The 20,727-nt window shown below is 65.0% G+C and carries 23 protein-coding genes; 8 read left to right on the forward strand and 15 right to left on the reverse strand.

Features of this window, described 5'->3' with window-relative positions:
* Positions 1 to 21 precede the first annotated feature (21 nt).
* Positions 22 to 1,848, forward strand: coding sequence for a M61 family metallopeptidase (locus ACZ5BH_RS13320; protein WP_464889750.1), 1,827 nt, complete (start codon positions 22 to 24; stop codon positions 1,846 to 1,848).
* A gap of 525 nt (positions 1,849 to 2,373) precedes the next feature.
* Here ACZ5BH_RS13320 and ACZ5BH_RS13325 read toward each other — a convergent pair.
* The 7 genes from ACZ5BH_RS13325 to ACZ5BH_RS13355 all read right to left on the reverse strand — a co-directional run bounded on the left by ACZ5BH_RS13325 (position 2,374) and on the right by ACZ5BH_RS13355 (position 8,591).
* Entirely contained in the window at positions 2,374 to 3,402 is a 1,029-nt protein-coding gene (locus ACZ5BH_RS13325; protein ID WP_464891200.1) for an IS110 family RNA-guided transposase, read from the reverse strand.
* Positions 3,403 to 3,556: 154 nt separating this feature from the next.
* Positions 3,557 to 3,811, reverse strand: coding sequence for a glutaredoxin 3 (gene grxC / locus ACZ5BH_RS13330; protein WP_464889751.1), 255 nt, complete (start codon positions 3,809 to 3,811; stop codon positions 3,557 to 3,559).
* 43 nt (positions 3,812 to 3,854) lie between these two features.
* Complete coding sequence (locus ACZ5BH_RS13335; RefSeq protein ID WP_464889752.1) at positions 3,855 to 4,397, reverse strand: hypothetical protein; 543 nt, start codon at positions 4,395 to 4,397, stop codon at positions 3,855 to 3,857.
* Complete coding sequence (locus tag ACZ5BH_RS13340; protein ID WP_464889753.1) at positions 4,394 to 5,509, reverse strand: sulfur reduction protein DsrS; 1,116 nt, start codon at positions 5,507 to 5,509, stop codon at positions 4,394 to 4,396. Before ACZ5BH_RS13340 ends, ACZ5BH_RS13335 begins: the two co-directional genes overlap by 4 nt.
* Positions 5,510 to 5,526: 17 nt before the next feature.
* Entirely contained in the window at positions 5,527 to 6,837 is a 1,311-nt protein-coding gene (locus tag ACZ5BH_RS13345; RefSeq protein ID WP_464889754.1) for a vWA domain-containing protein, read from the reverse strand.
* Positions 6,838 to 6,947: 110 nt separating this feature from the next.
* Positions 6,948 to 7,991 (reverse strand): AAA family ATPase, encoded by a 1,044-nt coding sequence (locus ACZ5BH_RS13350; protein ID WP_464889755.1) that lies wholly within the window; start codon positions 7,989 to 7,991, stop codon positions 6,948 to 6,950.
* A gap of 171 nt (positions 7,992 to 8,162) precedes the next feature.
* On the reverse strand, positions 8,163 to 8,591 hold the full coding sequence (locus ACZ5BH_RS13355) for a tetratricopeptide repeat protein (protein WP_464889756.1): 429 nt from the start codon (positions 8,589 to 8,591) through the stop codon (positions 8,163 to 8,165).
* 212 nt (positions 8,592 to 8,803) lie between these two features.
* Between ACZ5BH_RS13355 and ACZ5BH_RS13360 the strand changes: the two genes are divergently transcribed.
* Entirely contained in the window at positions 8,804 to 9,910 is a 1,107-nt protein-coding gene (locus ACZ5BH_RS13360; protein ID WP_464889757.1) for an anthranilate phosphoribosyltransferase, read from the forward strand.
* Between the two features lie 62 nt (positions 9,911 to 9,972).
* A complete protein-coding gene (locus ACZ5BH_RS13365) occupies positions 9,973 to 10,170 on the forward strand; it encodes an Alvin_2107 family globule sulfur oxidation protein (RefSeq protein WP_464889758.1) in 198 nt (65 codons plus the stop codon).
* Between the two features lie 75 nt (positions 10,171 to 10,245).
* Here the strand turns inward: ACZ5BH_RS13365 and ACZ5BH_RS13370 are convergent, their stop codons facing one another.
* Complete coding sequence (locus tag ACZ5BH_RS13370; protein ID WP_464889759.1) at positions 10,246 to 10,794, reverse strand: hypothetical protein; 549 nt, start codon at positions 10,792 to 10,794, stop codon at positions 10,246 to 10,248.
* A 216-nt stretch (positions 10,795 to 11,010) separates the two neighbouring features.
* On the opposite strand from ACZ5BH_RS13370, the gene ACZ5BH_RS13375 reads away from it, so the two are divergent.
* From ACZ5BH_RS13375 to ACZ5BH_RS13390, 4 genes are all read left to right on the forward strand, one after another.
* Positions 11,011 to 12,069, forward strand: a complete 1,059-nt coding sequence (locus tag ACZ5BH_RS13375; RefSeq protein ID WP_464889760.1) for an Sfum_1244 family protein — start codon at positions 11,011 to 11,013, stop codon at positions 12,067 to 12,069.
* Between the two features lie 288 nt (positions 12,070 to 12,357).
* Positions 12,358 to 12,960 (forward strand): 2OG-Fe(II) oxygenase family protein, encoded by a 603-nt coding sequence (locus ACZ5BH_RS13380; protein ID WP_464889761.1) that lies wholly within the window; start codon positions 12,358 to 12,360, stop codon positions 12,958 to 12,960.
* A 25-nt stretch (positions 12,961 to 12,985) separates the two neighbouring features.
* The gene (gene can / locus ACZ5BH_RS13385) at positions 12,986 to 13,633 is read left to right on the forward strand and encodes a carbonate dehydratase (protein ID WP_464889762.1); all 648 of its coding nucleotides are present in this window, start codon (positions 12,986 to 12,988) and stop codon (positions 13,631 to 13,633) included.
* Between the two features lie 2 nt (positions 13,634 to 13,635).
* Positions 13,636 to 14,088 carry a GNAT family N-acetyltransferase gene (locus ACZ5BH_RS13390; RefSeq protein WP_464889763.1) on the forward strand — a complete coding sequence of 151 codons (453 nt, stop codon included), beginning with the start codon at positions 13,636 to 13,638 and terminating at the stop codon, positions 14,086 to 14,088.
* A 12-nt stretch (positions 14,089 to 14,100) separates the two neighbouring features.
* Here ACZ5BH_RS13390 and ACZ5BH_RS13395 read toward each other — a convergent pair whose 3' ends face one another.
* From ACZ5BH_RS13395 to def, 3 genes are read right to left on the reverse strand one after another with little or no spacing between them, the layout of a single operon-like run.
* Positions 14,101 to 14,484, reverse strand: a complete 384-nt coding sequence (locus ACZ5BH_RS13395) for a SirB2 family protein (protein WP_464889764.1) — start codon at positions 14,482 to 14,484, stop codon at positions 14,101 to 14,103.
* A 9-nt stretch (positions 14,485 to 14,493) separates the two neighbouring features.
* On the reverse strand, positions 14,494 to 14,865 hold the full coding sequence (locus tag ACZ5BH_RS13400; RefSeq protein ID WP_464889765.1) for a glutaredoxin family protein: 372 nt from the start codon (positions 14,863 to 14,865) through the stop codon (positions 14,494 to 14,496).
* 57 nt (positions 14,866 to 14,922) lie between these two features.
* A complete protein-coding gene (gene def / locus ACZ5BH_RS13405; protein WP_464889766.1) occupies positions 14,923 to 15,471 on the reverse strand; it encodes a peptide deformylase in 549 nt (182 codons plus the stop codon).
* 330 nt (positions 15,472 to 15,801) lie between these two features.
* Here def and ACZ5BH_RS13410 point away from each other — a divergent pair, with 330 nt between their 5' ends.
* A complete protein-coding gene (locus ACZ5BH_RS13410) occupies positions 15,802 to 16,611 on the forward strand; it encodes a CsiV family protein (RefSeq protein ID WP_464889767.1) in 810 nt (269 codons plus the stop codon).
* 105 nt (positions 16,612 to 16,716) lie between these two features.
* On the opposite strand, the gene ACZ5BH_RS13415 is transcribed toward ACZ5BH_RS13410, so the two are convergent.
* From ACZ5BH_RS13415 to nagZ, 4 genes are all read right to left on the reverse strand, one after another.
* A complete protein-coding gene (locus tag ACZ5BH_RS13415; RefSeq protein WP_464889768.1) occupies positions 16,717 to 17,457 on the reverse strand; it encodes an S-methyl-5'-thioinosine phosphorylase in 741 nt (246 codons plus the stop codon).
* A gap of 20 nt (positions 17,458 to 17,477) precedes the next feature.
* Positions 17,478 to 18,029 carry a hypoxanthine-guanine phosphoribosyltransferase gene (locus ACZ5BH_RS13420; protein ID WP_464889769.1) on the reverse strand — a complete coding sequence of 184 codons (552 nt, stop codon included), beginning with the start codon at positions 18,027 to 18,029 and terminating at the stop codon, positions 17,478 to 17,480.
* On the reverse strand, positions 18,026 to 19,129 hold the full coding sequence (locus ACZ5BH_RS13425) for a mechanosensitive ion channel family protein (RefSeq protein WP_464889770.1): 1,104 nt from the start codon (positions 19,127 to 19,129) through the stop codon (positions 18,026 to 18,028). Before ACZ5BH_RS13425 ends, ACZ5BH_RS13420 begins: the two co-directional genes overlap by 4 nt.
* Positions 19,130 to 19,663: 534 nt before the next feature.
* On the reverse strand, positions 19,664 to 20,713 hold the full coding sequence (gene nagZ / locus ACZ5BH_RS13430; protein WP_464889771.1) for a beta-N-acetylhexosaminidase: 1,050 nt from the start codon (positions 20,711 to 20,713) through the stop codon (positions 19,664 to 19,666).
* Positions 20,714 to 20,727 lie beyond the last annotated feature (14 nt).

The following is a 20,727-nucleotide window of genomic DNA, read 5'->3' on the forward strand; positions in this document are numbered from 1 at the left end:
CATTCAGCAAGCAACCGCCTCATGACCGATTCCGTCCACTACACGGTTCTCCCGGCCCGGCCGGAAGCCCACCTGTTTCGCCTCACCTGCCGTATCCCGGCCCCGGATCCGCTGGGCCAGCGCCTGAGCCTGCCGGCCTGGATCCCCGGCAGCTACATGATCCGGGACTTCGCCCGGAACGTGATTCGCCTCACCGCCCGCAGCGAAGGCCGGCCGGTGCCGGTGGAGAAGCTCGACAAGAGCACCTGGCAGTGCGCGCCGACCACCGGCGCGCTGGAGATCGAATATGAGGTGTATGCCTACGATCTTTCGGTCCGCAGCGCCCACTTCGATCACGACCATGCCTATTTCAACGGCACCAGCCTGTTCCTGCAGGTCCACGGCCGCGAAGCACAGGCCCACACGGTGGAACTGCAACCTCCGCCCCATACCGATCAATGGCAGGTCGCCACCAGCCTGCCGCGGGACGGCGCGCCCGAATGGGGATTCGGCCGCTACCGGGCGGCCGACTACGACGATCTGATCGATCATCCGGTGGAGATGGCCGCCTTCCGGCGGATCGACTTCCACGTCGCCGGCCGCCCCCATCACGTCATCATCAGCGGACGGCACCGGGTGGACGCGCCGCGCCTGGCCCGGGATCTGCAGCGGATCTGCGAGACCCAGATCGCCCTGTTCGGCGAGCTGCCAGCCGACATCGAACGCTATCTGTTCCTGGTCATGGCCGTGGGGGACGGCTATGGGGGGCTGGAACACCGCAGTTCCTGCAGCCTGCTGTGCAGCCGCGACGATCTGCCCCCGCCCGGCATGGACAGAATCACGGACGGCTACCGGCAGTTCCTCGGCCTGTGCAGCCACGAATACTTCCATCTGTGGAACGTCAAGCGCATCAGGCCGGCGACCTTCGTGCCCTACGATCTGTACCGGGAAACGCCGACCCGCCAGCTCTGGGCCTTCGAGGGCATCACCGCCTATTACGACGATCTGATGCTCGCCCGCAGCGGCGTGATCCCGCCCGAGAGCTATCTGGAATTGCTGGGGCAGACCATCACCCGGGTCCTGCGCGGTCACGGCCGGCACCTGCAGAGCGTGGCCGAATCCAGCTTCGACGCCTGGACACGCTTCTACAAGCAGGACGAGAGCGCGCCCAACACCCTCGTCAGCTACTACACCAAGGGCAGCCTCATTGCCCTGGCGCTCGACTTCACCCTGCGCCGGGAAACCGCTGGCAAGTACTGCCTTGATGACCTGATGCGCCGCCTCTGGCACGACTACGGCAAGACCGGCGAAGGCGTGCCCGAAGGCGGGATCGAAGCCCTGGCCAGCGAACTGGCCGGCACGGATCTGCAGGACTTCTTCGCCCGATACCTCCATGGCACCGACGATCTTCCCCTGGCCGATCTCTTTCGGCTGGCCGGGATCCATTTCGGCCTGCGCCCGGCCCGCAGCGCCGACGACAAGGGCGGCACGCCACCGAACCCCGACGAAGCCCCGCCCGTCGCCCTCGGCGCCCGCCTCGCCCGCGATCCCGCCGGCGCCCGTCTGACCCACGTCTTCGAAGGCGGCGCCGCCCAGGCCGCCGGACTTTCCGCGGGCGACATCATCATCGCCCTCGACGGCCTGAAAACGGAGCGCGAATCAATCGAAAAGCGCCTCGCCCGCTATCCGATCGGCGAGACGGTCGAGGTGCATTACTTCCACCGCGACGAACTGCACCGCACGGCTCTGGAAATCCGCGAAGCCCCCGCCGACACCGCCTGGCTGGCCATCGAAGCCGAGGTGACGGCCGAACAGCAGGCATTCCGGGAAGCCTGGCTGGGCATCCGGCGAAACGATCAGGCCGGATGAAGCCGGCCTGTCCCGCACCAAACGTCCGCCCCTCTGCAGGAGCGTCGCAAGCCACGTCAGCAATGCCATCGCCGGTTCAACCACTCGCTACTGCGTGGCCATGATTTTTCCCGCTCTCCCTTCTCTTACGTAGAAATTGTGCTGACACAAACGGCGCCGGTGCGGAGCGAATGTAGGCCGGCTCAAGCGCAGCGGAGCCGGCAAAAATCGTGTCATCCCGAGATGGCGGCTCCGCTACGCTTGAGCCGTATATGGTCTCCTCCCGTTTTGCAAGACGTTGTACCAAACTTCGACAGGGACAGGATTGCGCTCGTATATCCGGCCTGTTTGTGAGGCTTTTTGCGCCTCTGGCCTCGATGAGATCTGCGCGTATCGTCCTAATCGCCCTAGCGGCTTGTCCCAGCCTACGGCTCAAGCAGGTTTTCGATACGCCGGTCTGACCTGTTTGTCATCGCTCGCCACAGCGTCTTCGCAATCGTCGGCAGGCTAACTCTCCAAATCGTTCCTCGCGGGCCCTGCCCGCCTTCAGACCGGGCGGTAATCCGCCCGGTATTCCGTCTTGTTCCTCAATACCGCCCACCCCATCCGGGCCATCTTGTTGGCCAGCGCCACCACCGCCTTGTTGTAGCCGCGCTCCGCCCGGATCCGGTTGATCCAGCGGCTGAGCCGGTCATCCTTCCCCGCCGCCGCCTTCACCACCGACCGCGCTCCATGCACCAGCAGACTGCGCAGATAGCCGTCTCCCCGCTTGCTGATCCCCTGCAGCCGTTCCTTCCCTCCGCTACTGTGTTGGCGGGGCACCAGACCCAGGGATGCGGACACATCCCGTCCCCGCCGCCAGGCCCGGCCGTCGCCGATCTGGCTGTAGAAAACCGGCGCCACCACCGGCCCGTAACCCGGGATCGCCCGCAGCCGCTTCACCGCCTCGTTCCGGCGGCTGTAGCCTTCCAGTTCCCGGGTGTAAAACGCAATGTGCGCGTCCAGCTCCTGAAACCGCCGGTAACTCTCCCACAACAGCTGCCGAAACCACTCGCTCAGGCCATTCTCCGCCTCCGACAGCACCTCCGGCAGGCGACGCCGCAGCGTATTCACCCCCTTGGGCAGAACAATCCCGTATTCCCCCAGCAGACCCCGTATCTGGTTGACCAGCGCCGTGCGGTCCGCAAGACAGCGCTCGCGCAGACGGTGCAGCGCCTGGATGTCCTGCTGCTCCGGTGTCTTCACCGACACAAACCGCATTTCCGGCCGCACCACCGCTTCGGCTATCGCCAGCGCGTCGTTGTAATCGTGCTTGTTCCCCCGCACAAACGGCTTCACGTACTGCGGCGGAATCAGCTTCACCTCGTGGCCCAGTGCCTGCAGCTCCCGCGCCCAGTAGTGGGCGCTCGCGCAGGCTTCCATCCCCACCAGGACCGGCTCCAGGTTCGCAAAATACGCCAGCACCTGCCCTCGCCTCAGCATCCGCTTGCGCACCACCTTGCCCCGCTCGTCGCAGCACACCACGTGAAACACGTGCTTTGCCAAATCCAGTCCAACCGTCGTAATCTTGCTCATGGTCTCCTCCTCCTTCTTCGATGGATGGTGAAGTGCTTCCATCTTGGCGCATCGTGACGCCGTTTTTAAGGGGGGGAGGAGACCATCTCATCGCCCTACGGACGGGAGGTAAAACCGCTTTGAGACGATGAATAACCAATCCGCAGGCGTCCTCTCAGTCCGCCAGCAGGGGATCCAGCTCGTCGTCCATGTCCAGCTCGGCCAGATCGTCGAAGCCGCCCACGTGGCGGTCGCCGATGAAGATCTGCGGGACCGTGTTGCGGCCGGTACGCTTGATCATCTCGCGCAGGGCCGCCTGGTCGCCCTCCACGTTGATCTTGGTGATGGCCACGCCCTTCTTGGTCAGCAGCTTTTCGGCGCGCTGGCAGTAGGGGCAGGTTTCGGTGCAGTACATCACGACTTCAGGCATGGCGTCCTCCAGAAGAGACAAACGGTTCAAGGGATGTTCGGTTTCATACGGGGTGAATGCTGTTCACGTCCAGGCTGGCGAAATGGGGTTCCAGCCAGCGGTGGAGCTGGTGATCCACCCGTTCGATGAGCTGGGCTTCGGGCAGGGCCTTGCGCATCACCGAGGTGGCGATCAGGTTGATCCGCACCCGATCCGGCGTGTAGTGCTGGGCCAGTTCGTGCAGGGCGTTGGCCGCCCCGGGGCGCACGGTGGGCAGGGTGAAGGCGGTCACCTGCACGGTCTGAAAACGCAGGCTGGAGAAGATGGCGCGCAGGCGCCGGGTGATCTCCTCGCGCACCAGGCCGCTGACCAGCCAGCCGGTGCTGCGCGTGGCGTCCAGCAGATCGCTTTCCACGGCGTCGGTGTGCTCCTGAAAATAGTCCAGGGCCGGAAAGTAGCCCAGCCGGGTTTTCTGCACGTGGGCAATCACCTGGCGGGCCAGTTCCTGGCCGAGCACGTATGGCGAGGCGACCGAGTGCTGTTCCACCAGTCGCGCCTCCACCCGCACCCGCAGGCCGATGGCGACCCGCGCCATGTGCAGGTTCATGCGCCCCTGCCGGCCAGCATCGCGAGCTGCTCGAGCATGGGCCGGGTGACCGGTTCGATCTTGCGCCGCATCACGGTGCCGATGGCATCGGTGCGGGCGAAGATGGGATTGACCAGCGGCACGCCGACCCAGGACAGGGCGCGCATCGCCACCAGCAGCGGCTCGCTCTCGGGCAGGGCTGCCCGCACTGCGGCCCAGGGACCGGCGGTTTCGGCCTGCAACGCCTCACGGGCCGCGGCCACCAGGTCGGCCATTTCGACCGACGGGGACGGACCGGGGCGCACCGGCTGAAAGTAGCGTTCGATCCCCTCCAGCAACAGCACCACCACGTCCTGGGTCGCAGGCTTCTTGACCACCGTCGTCACGGTTTTCACGAAGGCCTGGCCCGCCGGCGACAGCACCCGCACAAGCTGACGGGCCACGGGATTGTCCAGCGCCGCGAGCGTTTCACGCCACTCGACAAGGCGGGGATGGGCCGCCGCGTCCATGGGCAGATCGTCGGGCACCGCGCGCAGAAAACCCACCAGCAGGGCATTCTTGCGCTGGCCCTTCGACCACAGGCTGTCTCGGGCCGCGGCATCGATAAGCCCCGGCTGCAACACCAGTTCCACCGAGCGGATCATGTCGCGCGGATCTTCCTCGAAGGGCAGGAATTCCACCAGGAACGCGGCCAGTTCGGGCCCCATCTTCCCTTCCACCACGGCCTGCTTCTCGAGCATCCGGCGGGCGTTCTCGGCGCTCGGCATGGCCCACCAGGCGCGCCGGGCCAGCTCGTCGGTCAGGCCGGCCGCATGCACCACCGCCACCACCGCTTCGGGCTCGCCGAGTTTCAGCAGCCGCTCCAGGCTGTCGTCCCGGGCCTGGCCCATGCGGGTCCAGCGGCGCAGGAAGATGGGATAGCCGCCGGGCGAACCCAGCACGTGGCTGGAGATCACTTCCTTGACCTTCTTGATGTACTGCTCGTCGCGGCAGTTGGGATTGAGCGGCACCCTGGCCTCGCCCTTCGGCGAAAGCCCATAGACGATCATCTTTGACTCGTCGATGCGAATGGCCTCGATGTCCTGGTTGAGCAGGACGTTCAGCCGCAGGCTGTCTTCGTTGCTGAGATCCATGACCGCGGTATCGTTATTCAGTTGAGCTGGATGCGCTGGCCCCAGGGCACCGGTTTGCGGCCCTTGATCAGCCAGATCACCGGAAACGGCGGGGCGTGGGCCGGAAACGGGCCCTCGGCATCGGTGAAATAGACCAGCAAATCCGGTTGCCGGTCAAGCCGTTCGGCCCATTCGAATACCGGCCGGAAATCGGTTCCGCCGCCGCCCTGAAGATCCGCCGGTTTGGCAAACTCTTCCCACGGTTCGTATTCCCACGGTCCCTTGCTCGCCAGCTTCGAATCGCAGGCCTGGAGGGTGATCCGGGCCCGCATCATGCTCTTGATGGCGTCGATCTCGGAGATGAACTCCTGGATCTCGCCATCGGAGATGGAGCCGCTGGTGTCCACCGCCACCACGAGGTTGATCTGGGCACTGCGCAGGCTCGGGTAGATGGCCGGATCGCCGCGCCGGGTGGAGGGCCGGGTGTAACTGTAGTCGTCTCGGGCCACGGCGGTCATGTAGCGGGCCAGCAGGCTGCGCCAGGGCAACTCCGGCTGCAGCAGGAAGTCGATCAGGCGCGCCATCTCCCCGTCGAGCTTGCCCGCCTGCATGGCCTGCTGGGCGGCGCCGGCCATGCGCTGTTTCCACTGCACGCTGAGATCCTCGCGCTCCTTGTGGGTCAGCGGCGGAGGTTGCGGCGCGCCCTGGCCTTCCAGGGGCGCCTCGCTCGGCTGCTGGCGGCCTCCACCCTGATCCTGTTCGGCGTCCTGCCGGCTGCCCTGCCCTTCGCCGCCCTGTTGCGGGTTGCGCTTTTCCTTGCCCTGATCGGGCTTGTCCTGCGGCGGGGGCGATTCCTTTTCCGGGGGCTGCTCGCCCTGGGGATTTTCGCCGCTTTCGTTTTCCTGATCGTAGACGTGCTGATCCATCGGCTCCTGGTTTTCGAACTCGTCCAGCAGCGGATAGATCTCCTCGGCGGTCATGCCTTCGTAGCTGCGTTCCACCCAGGCATTGGGCGGCGGCACGAGGCCGTCCTTGACCAGAATGGGATTGATGGCCAGGTCACAGGCCAGATCCCAGCGGTGCTTGATGCGATGCTGGCGCCGGGCGAAGTGGGACAGCGCACAGTGCAACGCCTCGTGGGCCAGCACGAACTGGGTCTGCTCGATGGTCAGCTCGGCGATGTAGTCGGGATTGTAATAGAAGGTTTTGGCATCGGTGGCGGTGGTCTTGCACCACGACGCGTCGGCCATCTCCATCGGCAGGCGCAACACCAGCGCGCCGAGAAACGGCTTGTCGATGATCAGCCGCGTGCGGGCTGCCGCCAGTTTGGTTTCAATGTCGTCAGTCATGATGAAACAAGTGACGAGGGACGAGTGGCGAGGGCCAAGGGAATCACTTGCAAGGCCAGGCTTTGCCTGACGCTCACTACGGCCATCCCCACCCTCCTCGTCACTCGGCCCTATCCATACAACATGATGTCGGCTACGGCGTTCGACCACTGGGCGAACTGGGGCACGCTGAACAGTTCCTCGCCGACGGCGCGGTGCATGTCGGAGACCAGCATCACCCCCATCTCCTTCTGCGGGAACACGCCGGCGTAGTCGAGGATGTGGCCGTAGACGGTCGGGGCCTCTTCGCTGCCCTTTGCGCGAATGGCCCGGCCCACCAGCGAGGAAGCCACGGCGTATTGAAGGTCGATTTCCTTCGGCGCCGGCACCTTTTCGCCGCGCAGGATGGCGTCGATGTCCGGGAGCTGATCCAGGTTGTCGATGAAGGCGTTGAGTTCGATGCCAGCCGCCGGCCCCACGCAGGCCTGCAGGGCGCCCAGCCGCAGCTCGCTGTTATGCTCGAACTTCTGCAAGGCCCGGTGGGCGAACTCCCAGGAGCGCGGCGAGGGGAAGGCCACCGGGTTGTGGGCCGGATCGAACTCGAACAGCAGCTCGGGCCGGAAGCGCACGAAGGCGATCACCCGGTCGTCCACGCCGTTGCGGTAGGCCCAGGCCACCCAGTCGTCCACGTTGACCTCGAATTCGAAATGAGAGAAGCGGTTGGCCAGCGGCGCGGGCATGGTGTAGGTCACGCCCCGATCGCCCTGGCGGTTGCCGGCGGCGAAGATGGCCCAGCCCTCGGGCACCTGGTAGTCGCCCAGGCGCCGATCCAGAATGAGCTGGTAGGCGGCGGCCGAGACGCTCGGCGGGGCCGAGGTGATTTCGTCAAGAAACAGGATGCCCTGTTCCCCATGCCGTTCGGCGTCGGGCAGCATGGACGGCACCGCCCACTCCACCCGCTCGCCCTCGCGGAAGGGGATGCCGCGCAGATCGCTCGGCTCCATCTGCGACAGGCGGATATCGATCAGCGGCACACCGTGGCGTTCCGCCACCTGGGCGACGATCTGGGACTTCCCCACCCCCGGCGGCCCCCACAGCATCACGGGCGTATGATGGCCCTCCAGGGTGGAGGTGAATTCCTTGTCGAGAACGGTGGCAAGCTGGGCTGGACGCATTTGAACTACTCTTGTTTGGAAAATACCGGTGGAAGGAACACGGAGGGCACGGAGGCACGGAGATCACTGAGACAGTCCGGTCAATATTTATCCGGCTTTCGTGAAACGGTTTCTCCGTGTTCTCCGTGCCTCCGTGCCCTCCGTGTTGATTGCACTAACTGCCGGACAGGCTCAGAAACCGGCCTTGGCGTACCATTTCTTCGCCTCTTCCGGATCCTGCTCCACGCCGTTGCCCTGTTCGTACATCATGGCCAGGGTGGTCATGGAGCCGGCCAGGCCCTGTTCGGCGGCCAGGCGGAACCATTTTGCGGCTTCCGCCGGATCCTTTTCCACGCACTCGCCTTCCAGGTACATGAAGCCCAGGCCGTGCTGGGCCAGGGCATGGCCCTGTTCGGCGGCGGCGCGCATCCACTTCACGGCCAGTTCCTCGTTGCGGGCCATGCCGAGGCCGTTCTGGTAGATGATGGCCAAACGGTGCTGGGCCTCGGGGTTGCCCTCCTCGGCGAAGGGGGTCAGCAGGGGGACGGCACGGGAGAAGTGCTTGGCCTCGAAGGCGGCCATGGCGCTGGCGAAATCGACGGCGTCGCTGGTTTCGGACATTGCTGGCATGACTCCATGGTTTGGGCACGGATGTGCAAGCGCGTTAGTATATCCTGAAGTTGATAACCTAGTCACTAACTCGGTTATTCATCCAATGGGAGAGTGGTGCCCAAAATTCCCCCCTCCATGGGGATATACAGCATCGCAAAGCCACTGCTGTATACTCCGGTTTCCCTGAATTATTCCGTATGGAATATAAGGTTATAAGCACTATGTCCACGCCTGCCGAAAAGGCCATGCGGGAAGCCATCCAGAAGGTGGCGACCGGCCCCGAGTACAGCAAGGATCTCAGTTTCGAGGAGGCCCGTGCCGCCATGCGTCACGTGCTCTCCGACGAGGCCGACGACGTGCGCACTGCTGTCTTCCTCATCGCCCTGCGCATGAAGCGGGAGACCGACGAGGAGAACCGGGGCATTCTCGCCGCCATCCAGGAGACCAACGTCACCGCCGAGGTGGACGTGGACGAACTGGTGGACGTGGCCGATCCCTACGACGGGCACAGCCGCGGCCTGCCCATGAACGCCTTCGTGCCGGCCGTGCTGGCGGCCTGTGGCGTGCCGGCCTTCTGCCACGGTCTCGACAAGGTCGGGCCCAAGTACGGCATCACCGCCCACAAGGTCCTCAGGAGCGTCGGCATCGACGTAGGCAGGAGCCCGCAGCAGGCCGCCGCCGACATTGCCGAACACGGCTGGGCCTACGTGGACCAGGCGGCCTTCGCGCCACGCCTGCATGCCCTGATTCCCCTGCGCGAGCGGATCATCAAGCGCCAGGTGATCACCACCGTGGAAGTGCTGACCCGGCCCCTCACCGCCCGCAGCAAGACCCATCTGCTCACCGGATACGTCCACAAGGCCTACCCGCCCATCTACACCTCGCTGGCCCGGGCCGCCGGCTACGACTCGGCCATGATCGTGCGCGGCGTCGAGGGGGGCATCATTCCCTCGCTGCAGCAACCGGCCCTGTTGCATCACTACCACGGCGAGCAGGACGCCGAAGTCACGGAACTGGCGCCCCAGGCCCTGGGCATCGAACAGACCACCCGGGCGGTTCCCCTGCCCAGGGATCTGCCGCCGGCACCGGCGGCCGACGCCATCGCCACGCCCTTCGACGTGGACGCCGCGGCCCGGGCCGCGGCGGAGGCCGGCCTGGCGGCCCTGCACGGCGAGAAGGGGCCCGCCTACGATGCGCTGGTCTATGCGGCCAGCATCGTGCTGCATCATCTCGGCCGGGCCGCAAGCCTGGCCGACGCCGGCGAACAGGTCCGGCACGTGCTCAACGACGGTCAGGCGGCGGCGCGCTTCGATGCGCTCGTGACCTGAGCGGAGATTTGAACCTTGGTCCTTTAACTGAGATAATTCACCGATTCACAGAGGAGACTTCGATGAACAAAGAATACTATGACGCCGTCACCAAGATGGAAGAAATGGGTGTGGATCCCGAATACATCCAGGGCTGGCAGGGCGGTTACGTCCACAACCCCAAGCGTGAAGAGCAGCGCCTGACCGAAGCCTACGAAGCCGGCTTCGAAGACGGTCGCGCCCGCACCACCGAAAACTTCGAAAAGTGGGTGAAGAAGTAAGCCCCCCGCTTGCCGAAACGTGAAAAGGGCTCCCTCGGGAGCCCTTTTTCGTTGCGCCGGGGAAAACCGGCGATTTCACATAAACAGATTCGGCACGGACCGCTTCAGGTGCGTCATGATTTCCGGCACCTCGATGTCGATGATCTGCTGGCTGACCCACTTCTCGTCCTCTTCGCCGAAGGCCTTCTTCAGCTTGTCGCCGAACAGGCGCTTCATGCCGAAACTCGGCCCCTCTTCCTCGCTGTAGCCGAATTCGGCATATTCCCCCATGCGCGCGTTGAGCAGATCGATGAACTCCTGGCCCCAGTTGCCGTCGCCGGCGAAATCGCGCTTGTTGTCGTCATAGTGGCCGGCCGTCTTGCGCGCCAGCTCGGTCATGAAGCGCAAGCGCTCCTCCTCGCTGAAGCGGTCGATGGTCATGCGATCGGCGATGTGGATGGCGAAAGCCAGAAACTCGGCGATGATGTTCAGCCGCTGCAGATTGGTCTCGGTCTGAAAACCGGCATTTTCCATGCTCAGCACCCCGTTGCCGCCCAGGCGCCAGATGATGAAAGCCAGGGCACCGGCGATTTCCTCGACGGTATGGGTCTTGTCCTTGCGGTTCCAACGACTCTTGACGCGCACGATAACCTCACTCAGGGTTCAGGGGCCGGGTATTATACGGCAGTGGCCTGACGGCGACCGCTAGCCCGGATGTTGCACCATGTCGAGGGCGGCTGTCCGGGTCAGGTGGCCAGCAACAAAATGACGCCCATTTGGGAACAGCCACCTAGCCATGGGCGCCACTATTCTGTACTATTTTACTCAGTTATTGATCGCGCTGACAAGCCGGAGCCACGCATGACCGCCAACGCCCCCGCCTGTGCCCTGCCCGAACTCCAGGCCGCGGTTCAGCAGAATTGCCACATCGCCGATGCCCTGCATGCCGGCAACTACACCCTCTGCGTCTACCTGCTGAAGATGCGCGAATTCTATCGCTGGGAACGCGGTCTGCCGTTCCAGCATCCGCTGGCCAACGACAGCGTGGGCGAATGGCTGCGGGAACGGGAAAGCCTCTGGGCTTCCCTGGAGTCGGCCGACTTCAGGCCAGTGCGGATCGGGGAGGCAGAGTTCGACCCCTTCGACAGCGCCGGCATCAATGCGGCGCTGGAAGCCCATGGCCTGATCTACAGCGGGGGCATCGGCGCCGCCGGCAAGCCGCATTTCTTCCTCGGCCGCCTGCACCGCCAGCACCGGCACCACGACTACACCGTGTACATCGCCGATCGGGAATATGCCCGCGATCTCGGCGCCCCGCCGGCCATGGCCCAGGGCCGCACCATCTGGCTGCGGCGCGAATCCCTCAAACGTTTCCTGTGGGAGAAGCTCGAGGAATGGCGCTGGACCCGGGCCGACAACGCCATGGCCCGCGCCATCGCCGGCTACGATTTTCCCGCCGACGTGGAAGGCGCCCTGGAGGCCATGACCGAGGCCGAACTGGACAGCGCCCTGCTCCACGAAATCGGCGAGGTGGAAGCCGGCCGCCGCCTCGGCCCCGACTGGGAAGCCCTGCTGGCCGAGCTGCCGCGCTCGCGCCTGGAGCTGCTGCTGCGCGCCGTGCGCGATCACCTCGCCGACAGCCTGACCACCCTCCCCGCCCTGCTCGATCCCGAGCGCAGCCCCTCCCTGCATTTCTGGATCGCCAACCTCAACGGCCTGCGCAAGACGCTCTGGCCCGGCATCGAAACGGCCTACCGCGCCTGGCTGGAAAGCGGCAAGACCCACGCCCTGGCGGCGGCGGTGGATGCCGGGCAACGGCACTGGCCGGCCCTGGCCGACGACGCCCTGCGCCTCTACCGCGAACAGGGGCTGGAAGCGCGCGAGGCGATCACCCGCTTGCTGGAAGACAACCCGCTGTAAGATACTATTGAGTGTCTCAAAATTGTGCTGACACAAACCGGTCCGGTATGGGGCGGGTGCAGGCCGGCTCAAGCGCGGCGGAGCCGGCAAAAATCGTGTCATCCCGACATGGCGGCTCCGCTACGCTTGAGCCGCCCTACGGGCGGGAGGTAAAACCCTTTTGAGACGAGGACTAGCGCACGGCGCAGCTCGTTTTGTCCCGGCAACCTTGCCGGTGCCCCTGCGCCCGGGCCGGCCGACAAAACCCATCCATTTCCGAGGCACGCCTCCGGCGTGAAAGCAGATCCCATGACCGACAACTCCCGCCCTCCCCTGACCACCCTCCGGGAAGTCAAACCCCTCTCCTTCATCTTCGAGAAGCGCCACGCCCTGCCGGCAGACGTCTGCCGCGACATGATCGCCCGCTTCGAGGCCCACGAAGAAGAACAGTATGCCGGGCGCATCGGTCAGACCGTGAGCCAGGATACCTCGGTGAAGAAGACCACCGATCTGGTGGTCTCCGGCAAGGAACACTGGAAGGACATCGACCAGGCCCTGTTCCGCTCCCTGGCTACCGCCATCAAGGAATTCCGGGAAACTTTTCCCTACTTCAAGGGTCCCTTCAAGGACATGGGCTACGGCATCCAGCGCTACCGGGCCGGCGAGTACTACCACTGGCACATCGACGGCGGCAGCCACGAGTTCAGCCAGCGGCAGCTGGTGGCCCTGTGGTATCTCAACGACGTGCCGGGACCGGGCGGCGAGACCGAGTTCCTCTACCAGGACGTGAAGGTCACGCCCACCGAGGGCACGCTGGTGCTGTTCCCGCCCTTCTGGACCCACGAGCATCGCGCTGCCACCGTCCAGCAGGGCGTCAAGTACATCGCCACCACGTGGGTGGTGTTCGCCTGAGGCCAGCCGAATACAAGGAGCCGCCATGCTCGACGATCTGCTGCAAAACAACCGCGCCTGGGCCGAGGACATCGAGTCCCGTCATCCCGGCTTCTTCCGCAAGCTTTCCCAGCAACAAAGCCCCGAATTTCTCTGGATCGGCTGCGCCGACTCGCGGGTGCCGGCCAACGAGATCGTCGGCCTGCTGCCGGGCGAGCTGTTCGTGCACCGCAACGTCGCCAACATCGTCACCCATACCGACTTCAACTGCCTGTCGGTCATCCAGTACGCCGTGGACGTGCTGAAGGTGAAACACATCATCGTCTGCGGTCACTACGGTTGCGGGGGTGTCGCCGCGGCCCTGACCAACCGCAAGCACGGCCTCATCGACAACTGGCTGCGCGAGATCAAGGACATCTACCGCCAGCATGAAACCCGCTTCCGGCCCCTGGACGAGGCGCGGCGCGTGGATCTGCTGTGCGAACTCAACGTGGCCGAGCAGGTGAAGAACGTCTGCCACACCACCATCGTGCAGGACGCCTGGGATCGTGGCCAGGAACTCGCCGTGCACGGCTGGATCTACAGTATCGAGGACGGGCTGATCCGCGATCTCGGCAAGACCATCACCGGCAAGGATCAGATCGAAGGCATCTACCGCACCCTCGACCCGCAGCCGCTTCCCGACGCCTCCTGACCGTGCCCCCTGACTGGCGCATCCTGCCACCGCGGACCGCCGCCGATTTCACTGCCCTCTACGATCTGCGCTGGCGCCTGCTGCGCGCCCCCTGGGGGCAGCCCCGGGGCAGCGAACGGGATGAACACGAAGCCACCGCCATCCACGCCCTGGCCCGCCACGCGCAAGGCGAACTCCTCGGCATCGGCCGCCTGCACCGCATCGCAGACGGCACCGGCCAGATCCGCTACATGGCCGTCCTGCCCGAGTGGCGCGGCCAAGGCATCGGTAGCGCCCTGCTCTGCTGGCTCGAAGAGCGTGCCCGGGAAGCGGGCCTTGCCGAAATCGTGCTCAATGCGCGGGAGCCGAGCGTGGCGTTCTACCGCCGGCTGGGCTACGTGGAGACCGGTGAAGGGCCGACGCTTTTCGGCGTGATCCGGCATCGGACGATGCGCAAGGCGTTGGCGGCGTCCTGAACGGCGCTCTCCTCAGCCGCCGATCCAGAGTGCGTTCTTGGTCAGCGCCACGCCCACCATGTAACCGAACACCAGCAGGGCAGCCGCCCCGCCGAGAAAACGGGCGCGTGGCGTTTTCGCGAAACGCATGACATACAGCCCCAGGCCGATATAGACCAGGAGCGCCGTGAGCTTGGCCGCGAGCCAGCCGGCCATGCCCGGAGACAGGCCGAGCTGCCAGGCCAGGCCGATCCCGAACAGGAACAGCAGGCTGTCGTTGAGATGGGGCAGCCAGCGCATCCAGCGCGGGCGGCGGGCCGGGTCGTGGCGCAGCACATACAGCCAGCGCCAGAGGAACAGGACGAGGGTGATGGCGACGGTGGTGACGTGCAGGGACTTGAGCAGCAGATAGCTCACGCGGCACCGTCAGCGCAGATCGGCAAAGCGGGACTCGAGGTAGCGGATGATGTCGTCCGATTCGTAGAGCCAGCGCACGGAACCGTCTTCACTGGTGATCTGCAGGCAGGGCACCTGCAGCTTGCCCCCCTCGGTGAGCAGGCGGGCCTTGCAGGCCGCATCGTTCTTCGCGTCACAGGTATCGATGTTCAGGCCCAGCCGCCGAATGGCCCGGCGCACCTTCACGCAGAAGGGACAGGCGAGATACTGGTAGAGCACCAGCGAGCGGGCCTGGGCGTCGGCCTCGGCCTGGGCCTCGGGAGAACGGATCATGGGTTTGGGGGCGGTGAGCCGATCCACCAGCAGGATGATCCGGCCAAGCAGCCAGCGAATGAACTTCACGTTGCGATACCTGTTGCGTTGCCGTGGGAGACGGAGGCGGCAATTCTACCACGACCGCTATTCGCGCGCGGCCGGTTCGTCGGCCTCCCCAGGCGCGGGAAACAGCACCGATTCGTAGCCGAAATGGTGCAGATCGCGAATGCGGAAAGGGTAAAGAATCCCATCGAGGTGATCCACCTCATGCTGCACCACCCGGGCGTGAAAGCCCTCGGCCTCCCGTTCGACCGGCTGCCCTTGCGGATCCCAGCCCGTATAGCGGATCCGCCGGGGCCGATAGACCAGGCCCCGCAGGCCCGGCACGCTGAGACAGCCTTCCCAGGCCCCTTCCTCCGTCTCGTCGAGCACGGTGATCTCGGGGTTGATCAGGACGGTGGTGGGTACCGGTTCCACCTCGGGATAGCGGGGATTGGCCTCCACGCCGAAGACGACCACCCGCAGGGAGACCCCGATCTGCGGCGCCGCCAGACCGGCCCCGTCGCAGGCGGCCATGGTGTCGAACATGTCCTGCACGAGCGCATCGAGTTCCGGCGTGTTAAAATTGACCACCCGCTGGGCCTTCTCATAGAGCAGCGGATGGCCCATTTTCAGGATTTCCTTGACAGCCATAACAGTCCTCCAGCGAAAAGCCTAGCCCGGATATTGCACCAAGGCGCCGGATGATTGCGGTCTTTGCAGCCGCGCTCGCGCCGCGCTGGAGCGAAAGGCGTAGCCAATGCTACGACTTTCGTGAAGCGCAAGCGAGCGCGAGCGAAAAGCCGCAAGGGCCGGCGCAGAGGACGGGCAGAACGAAGTGTCTTTGGTGAAATCGTCCACAAGTTTCAACAAGACCTTGTTATTCAAGGATTTGTTTGTCCGCCCGTCCTCGACTTGGTGCAATATCCGGGCTAGCATACTCCGAACCGACACCGAATCATCGCCTGCCGACAGGAATCACTCGTGAAAACCTCCCTGCTTGTCCTCGCCCTGCTGCTGCCCCTGACCCTGCCTGCCCAGGAAGAGGTACGCTACTACGACGTGGAAGTGATCCTGTTCGAGAACCTGGATCCGGCGGCGCGCGCCTCGGAGCACTGGCCCGAGAGCGTGGAACTGGAAATGGACGAGCGGACCATCGAAATCGGCCAGCCCTGGCCCGGCCCCATTCCGGCGGAATACGATCCGGCCCGCAGCTTCAAGCCCGTGCCGCCGGCCGAATACCAGCTGACCGAGCAGGCCCGCAAGATCGACGAGTCCCCTACCCGGCGCCTGCTCCTGCACACCGCCTGGCGGCAGCCCGGCATGCCCCAGGACACCGCCCTGAAGGTGCATTTCCGCCGGGAAATCCCGGCAGTGGCCGAACCCGCTCCGCTCACCGAGGCAGAGCCGCCCCTCACTGACGCTCAGCCGGGCATTCCCCCCGAGGCGGGCGAACTGGAGGGGCTGATCCAGGTCATCCTCGCCCGCTATCTGCACGTGAAGGCCGACATCGTTTTCCGCCCCGAAACGCCGCTCCCGTCACAGGACGAATCCCTTCCGGAAGGCTTTCAACCCCTGCCAGCCAACCGCTTCACGGACACCGGCGCCGAAACGACTGCGCCGGCGGAGGGGCGTCCCGAGGACGCGGAACCGATCGCCCCCGTCACCACGCCGCGCGCCGTGGTCTACCATCTGAACCAGATGCGCCGCCGGATGCGCAGCCGTGAACTGCACTATCTGGATCATCCGGTGCTCGGGATGCTGATCCGGATCACGCCGGTGGAGGAAGGCTAATTCGCCGCAGCCTCGCAGGCCGACTCGAGCGCAGCGGAGCCGCCGTGCAGCGTTTGCCGGCTCCGCTGCGCTTGAGCCGGCCTACGGCGTAGTGAAGAGCGATTCCTACAGCAACGGCAGGGTATATTCCACCAGTCGGCGCACCCGTTTCATGCCGGCACTGATGTGCTGTTCGATGTCGGCCATGCGGATCTCGCCGTCGCCGCGGCCGGCGGCCATGTTCACCACCAGGCAGATGCTGGCGTAGCACAGCTCCAGTTCCCGGGCCAGCACGGCTTCGGGCATGCCGGTCATGCCGACGATGTCGCAGCCGTCCCGTTCCAGGCGGTTGATCTCGGCCGCGGTTTCGAGGCGCGGGCCCTGGGTGGCGGCATAGGTGGCGCCGTCGAAGACCTTCAGGCCGGCCGGATCGGCGGCCGAGACCAGCCTTTCCCGCAATTCCCCGCAGTAGGGCTCGGTGAAATCCACGTGCACCACCGGATCGTGATCATGCTCGAAGAAGGTATTCTTGCGCGACCACGTGTAGTCGATGATCTGATCCGGGATCACCAAGCTCCCCGCTTCCATGTCGGCACGGATCCCGCCCACGGCATTGACGGCGATCACCTTCTCGGCCCCGGCCTCCTTGAGCACCCAGATGTTGGCCCGGTAGTTCACCGCATGGGGCGGGATGGTGTGACCGCTGCCGTGGCGCGGCAGAAACAGCACTTCGTGACCGGCGAAGCGGCCATGGATGAGCACGCCAGAGGGCTCGCCGAAAGGCGACTGGACCACTTCCCGGCCGGTGATTTCCAGCCCGTGCAGCGAGGTGAGGCCGGTGCCTCCGATGATGGCGATCCTGGACATGGTTCGTCTCTGCTCCCGAATTACAAGCCTTTCACCGCATGGATGCCGGGCACGTTGCGCAGATAGCCCTTGTAGTCCATGCCATAGCCGAAGACATAGCGATCCTCGACCTCGATACCCACGTAATCGGCACGGATGCCCTGTTTGCGCGCGTGGCGTTTCTCCACCAGCACCGCCGTGTGCACGCTGCGGGCGCCGCGCTCCCGGCAGTAGTCGACGATGGCCGCCAGGGTCACCCCCTCGTCGAGAATGTCGTCGAAGACGATGATGGCACGATCGGCGAAATCGATCCCGGGCTCGGTCTGCCAGTGCAGTTCCCCGCCGGTGGTCTTGTCGCCGTAACGGGTGGCGTGGATGTAATCCACCTGGAGGGGAAAGTTCAGCCGCGTGAGCAGGTGGCCGGCCGGAATCAGGGCGCCGGTCATCACCACCAGAAACACGGGGTTGGCCTCGGCGTGGCTGGCCGTGAGTTCGGCGGCCAGGCGATCCAGTTCCCGCTCCACCTCTTTGCGGGTATACAGGCAATCGGATTCGGCGAGCACCCGCCGGACTTCTTCGGGGCGGATGCTCATGCGCCCACCCGTACCGGCGCATCGGCCTCACCGGCAAGCCGCAGGGGATCGGGCAGATGCACGGTGGAGGTGGGGAAGGCGATCTCGGCCCCGTGGGCGGCGATGATGTCGCTGATCCGGAACAGCACGTCCTGCTTGACCTCGTGATAGCGGATCCAGTTGGTGGTTCGGGTGAAGGTATAGACGAAGAAGTCCAGCGACGAGGGGGCAAAGCTGTTGAAGTTGACGATCATGGTTTGGGTCTGGTCGATTTCCGGGTGTGCCTGGAGCATCTTCTTCACCTCGGCGACGATGGCCGGGAGCTTGTCGATGTCGTCGTAACGCACGCCGATGGTTTCGTAGATTCGCCGGTGGGTCATGCGCGAGGGGTTCTCGAGGGCAATGCTGGCGAACACCGAATTGGGCACGTACAGGGCACGCTTGTCGAAGGTGCGGATCTGGGTAGTACGCCAGCCGATGCGCTCCACCGTGCCCTCGATTTCCTTGTCGGGTGAGCGGATCCAGTCACCGATGGCGAAGGGCCGGTCCAGATAGACCATCAGGCCACCGAAGAAGTTGGCCAGCAGATCCTTGGCGGCAAAACCCACGGCGATGCCGCCGATGCCGCCGAAGGCGAGGATGGCCGAGATGTTCACGCCCAGGGTCTGGAGAATGACCAGGGTCGCGGTGATCAGTACCGAGACCCGCAGCAACTGGCTGATGGCGCTGGCGGTGGTCCGGTCCACCGGCGCGCCGGCCAGTTCCTGTTCGTGCAGGATGTTGCGCTCCATGAAACTGATGAAGCGGATCAGGAACCAGGTGATGGCGAGCATGATGCCCACCTCGCGCACCACCTCCGCCGCCTTCACCTGCATGATTTGCAGGGCAAAGGCCAGCCCCAGGATCCAGATGAGCAGCGACAGGGGCCGCCGCAGGGCGTGCAGCAGGGCGTCGTCCCAGCGGTTGCGGGTCTTGTCGAGCTGTTTCTGCAGCCGCTTCAGGAGCCGTTTCTGAATGAAGTCGACCAGCAGGGCGATGAAGACGATGGCGAAGATCTTGACGATCCAGAGCTGTTCACGATCGAACTGCGCGATCCATTGGCGGATTTCTTCCAGGCTCATTTTCGTGGTTCCCGTTACGTAACGGCCGTGGCCGCGTGCTCCCTTGACTCATCTATCCGGCTAAATACAAGTTCCAAATACTGGACCACTTGGGCAAGAGTGCCTGATTCCAACACCGCCCTCTGGGACGGAGAGTCGTTTCGTGACACGCCGTGAATACCTCCCTGTAGGCTCGACGGCCGCAGTCGCTTCGGGCATCCTGCCCTCTCGCGACACTTGTGCGTCCTGCACATCGTCCCTGCGGCCGACGGTCACGAAACGACTCTCCGTCCCAGAGGGCTCAGTGCCAATGAACCATGGTCTGATATTTGGAACTTTCATTTAGATTACTGTTCCGACATATCGATCAATCTTTGCGACAGTCCGTAGGGCGGCTCAAGCGTAGCGGAACCGCCATCTCGGGATGACACGATTTTTGCCGGCTCCGCTACGCTTGAGCCGGCCTACACCCATCCCCACACCGGCGCCGTTCGTGTCAGCACAATTTTGAGACGTTTAATACCTGAGCTGGGGCCGCCCTTGTGGCCGGAAGTGTCAAAAGTCGAACGCCAGGCTGGGATCATCCTGATATTTTTCCAGCGTGGCAACCGCTTCCTGCCACTTGCCCATGCTGTGGAGCTGCCGGCGGGTGATGTCGTGCCGGCCGTGCATGCGGGCCAGGCGCAGGTAGCTGACCGGGTCGTGGGGATCGCCGATGTGTTCCACCACTTCGATGGCCCCGGCCCGGTTGTTGCACACCAGCAGCATGTCGCAGCCGGCCTGGCGCGCCAGGGTGGCCCGATCGGCGAAGGTCTCTCCGCCCGCGGCCGCGCCGGCCATGTTCAGATCGTCGCTGAAGATGACCCCCTGGAAGCCGAGCCGCTTGCGCAGCACGTCCTGCAGCCAGAAGGCGGAGAAGCCGGCCGGCCGGGCGTCCACCTCGGCATAGACCACGTGGGCCGGCATCACCGCCGCCAGGCCGTGGTGGACCAGGCGCTTGAAGGGCACGATGTCGTGGGCATAGATGTCCTTGTAGTCGCGCCGGTCCACCGGCAAGTCGGTATGGGAGTCGGCCGCCACGGCGCCATGACCGGGAAAGTGCTTGCCGGTGGCCGCCATGCCCGCCTCGTGCATGCCCTTGATCCAGTGCCGGCCCAGATCGGTGACCACGTCCGGGTGGGCATGGAAGGCACGGTCACCGATGACTTCGCTGGCACCGTGATCGATGTCCAGCACCGGCGCGAAGCTGAAGTCGATGCCCACGGCGCGCAGCTCCACGGCCATCACCCAGCCGGCGGTTTCGGCCAGGCGCCGCCCGCGGTGGAGATCCTGATCGAACACCCGGCCCAGATGGCCGGCCGCCGGAATCAGGGTGAAACCGTCCCGGAAACGCTGCACCCGGCCGCCTTCGTGATCCACGGCCACCAGCAGGCGCGGGCGGCGCAGAGCGTGGATCTCGCTCACCAGGGCTTCGAGCTGATCCACCGAGGCGAAATTGCGCGAGAACAGGATCACGCCGCCGACGCCCGGATGGGCCAGCAGTTCCCGCTCTTCGGGCGTGAGTTCCACGCCCTCCAGATCCAGCATGATGGGGCCGAGCGACATGGGGGGTCGTGTCC

It is taken from the genome of Thioprofundum lithotrophicum (assembly GCF_055387065.1).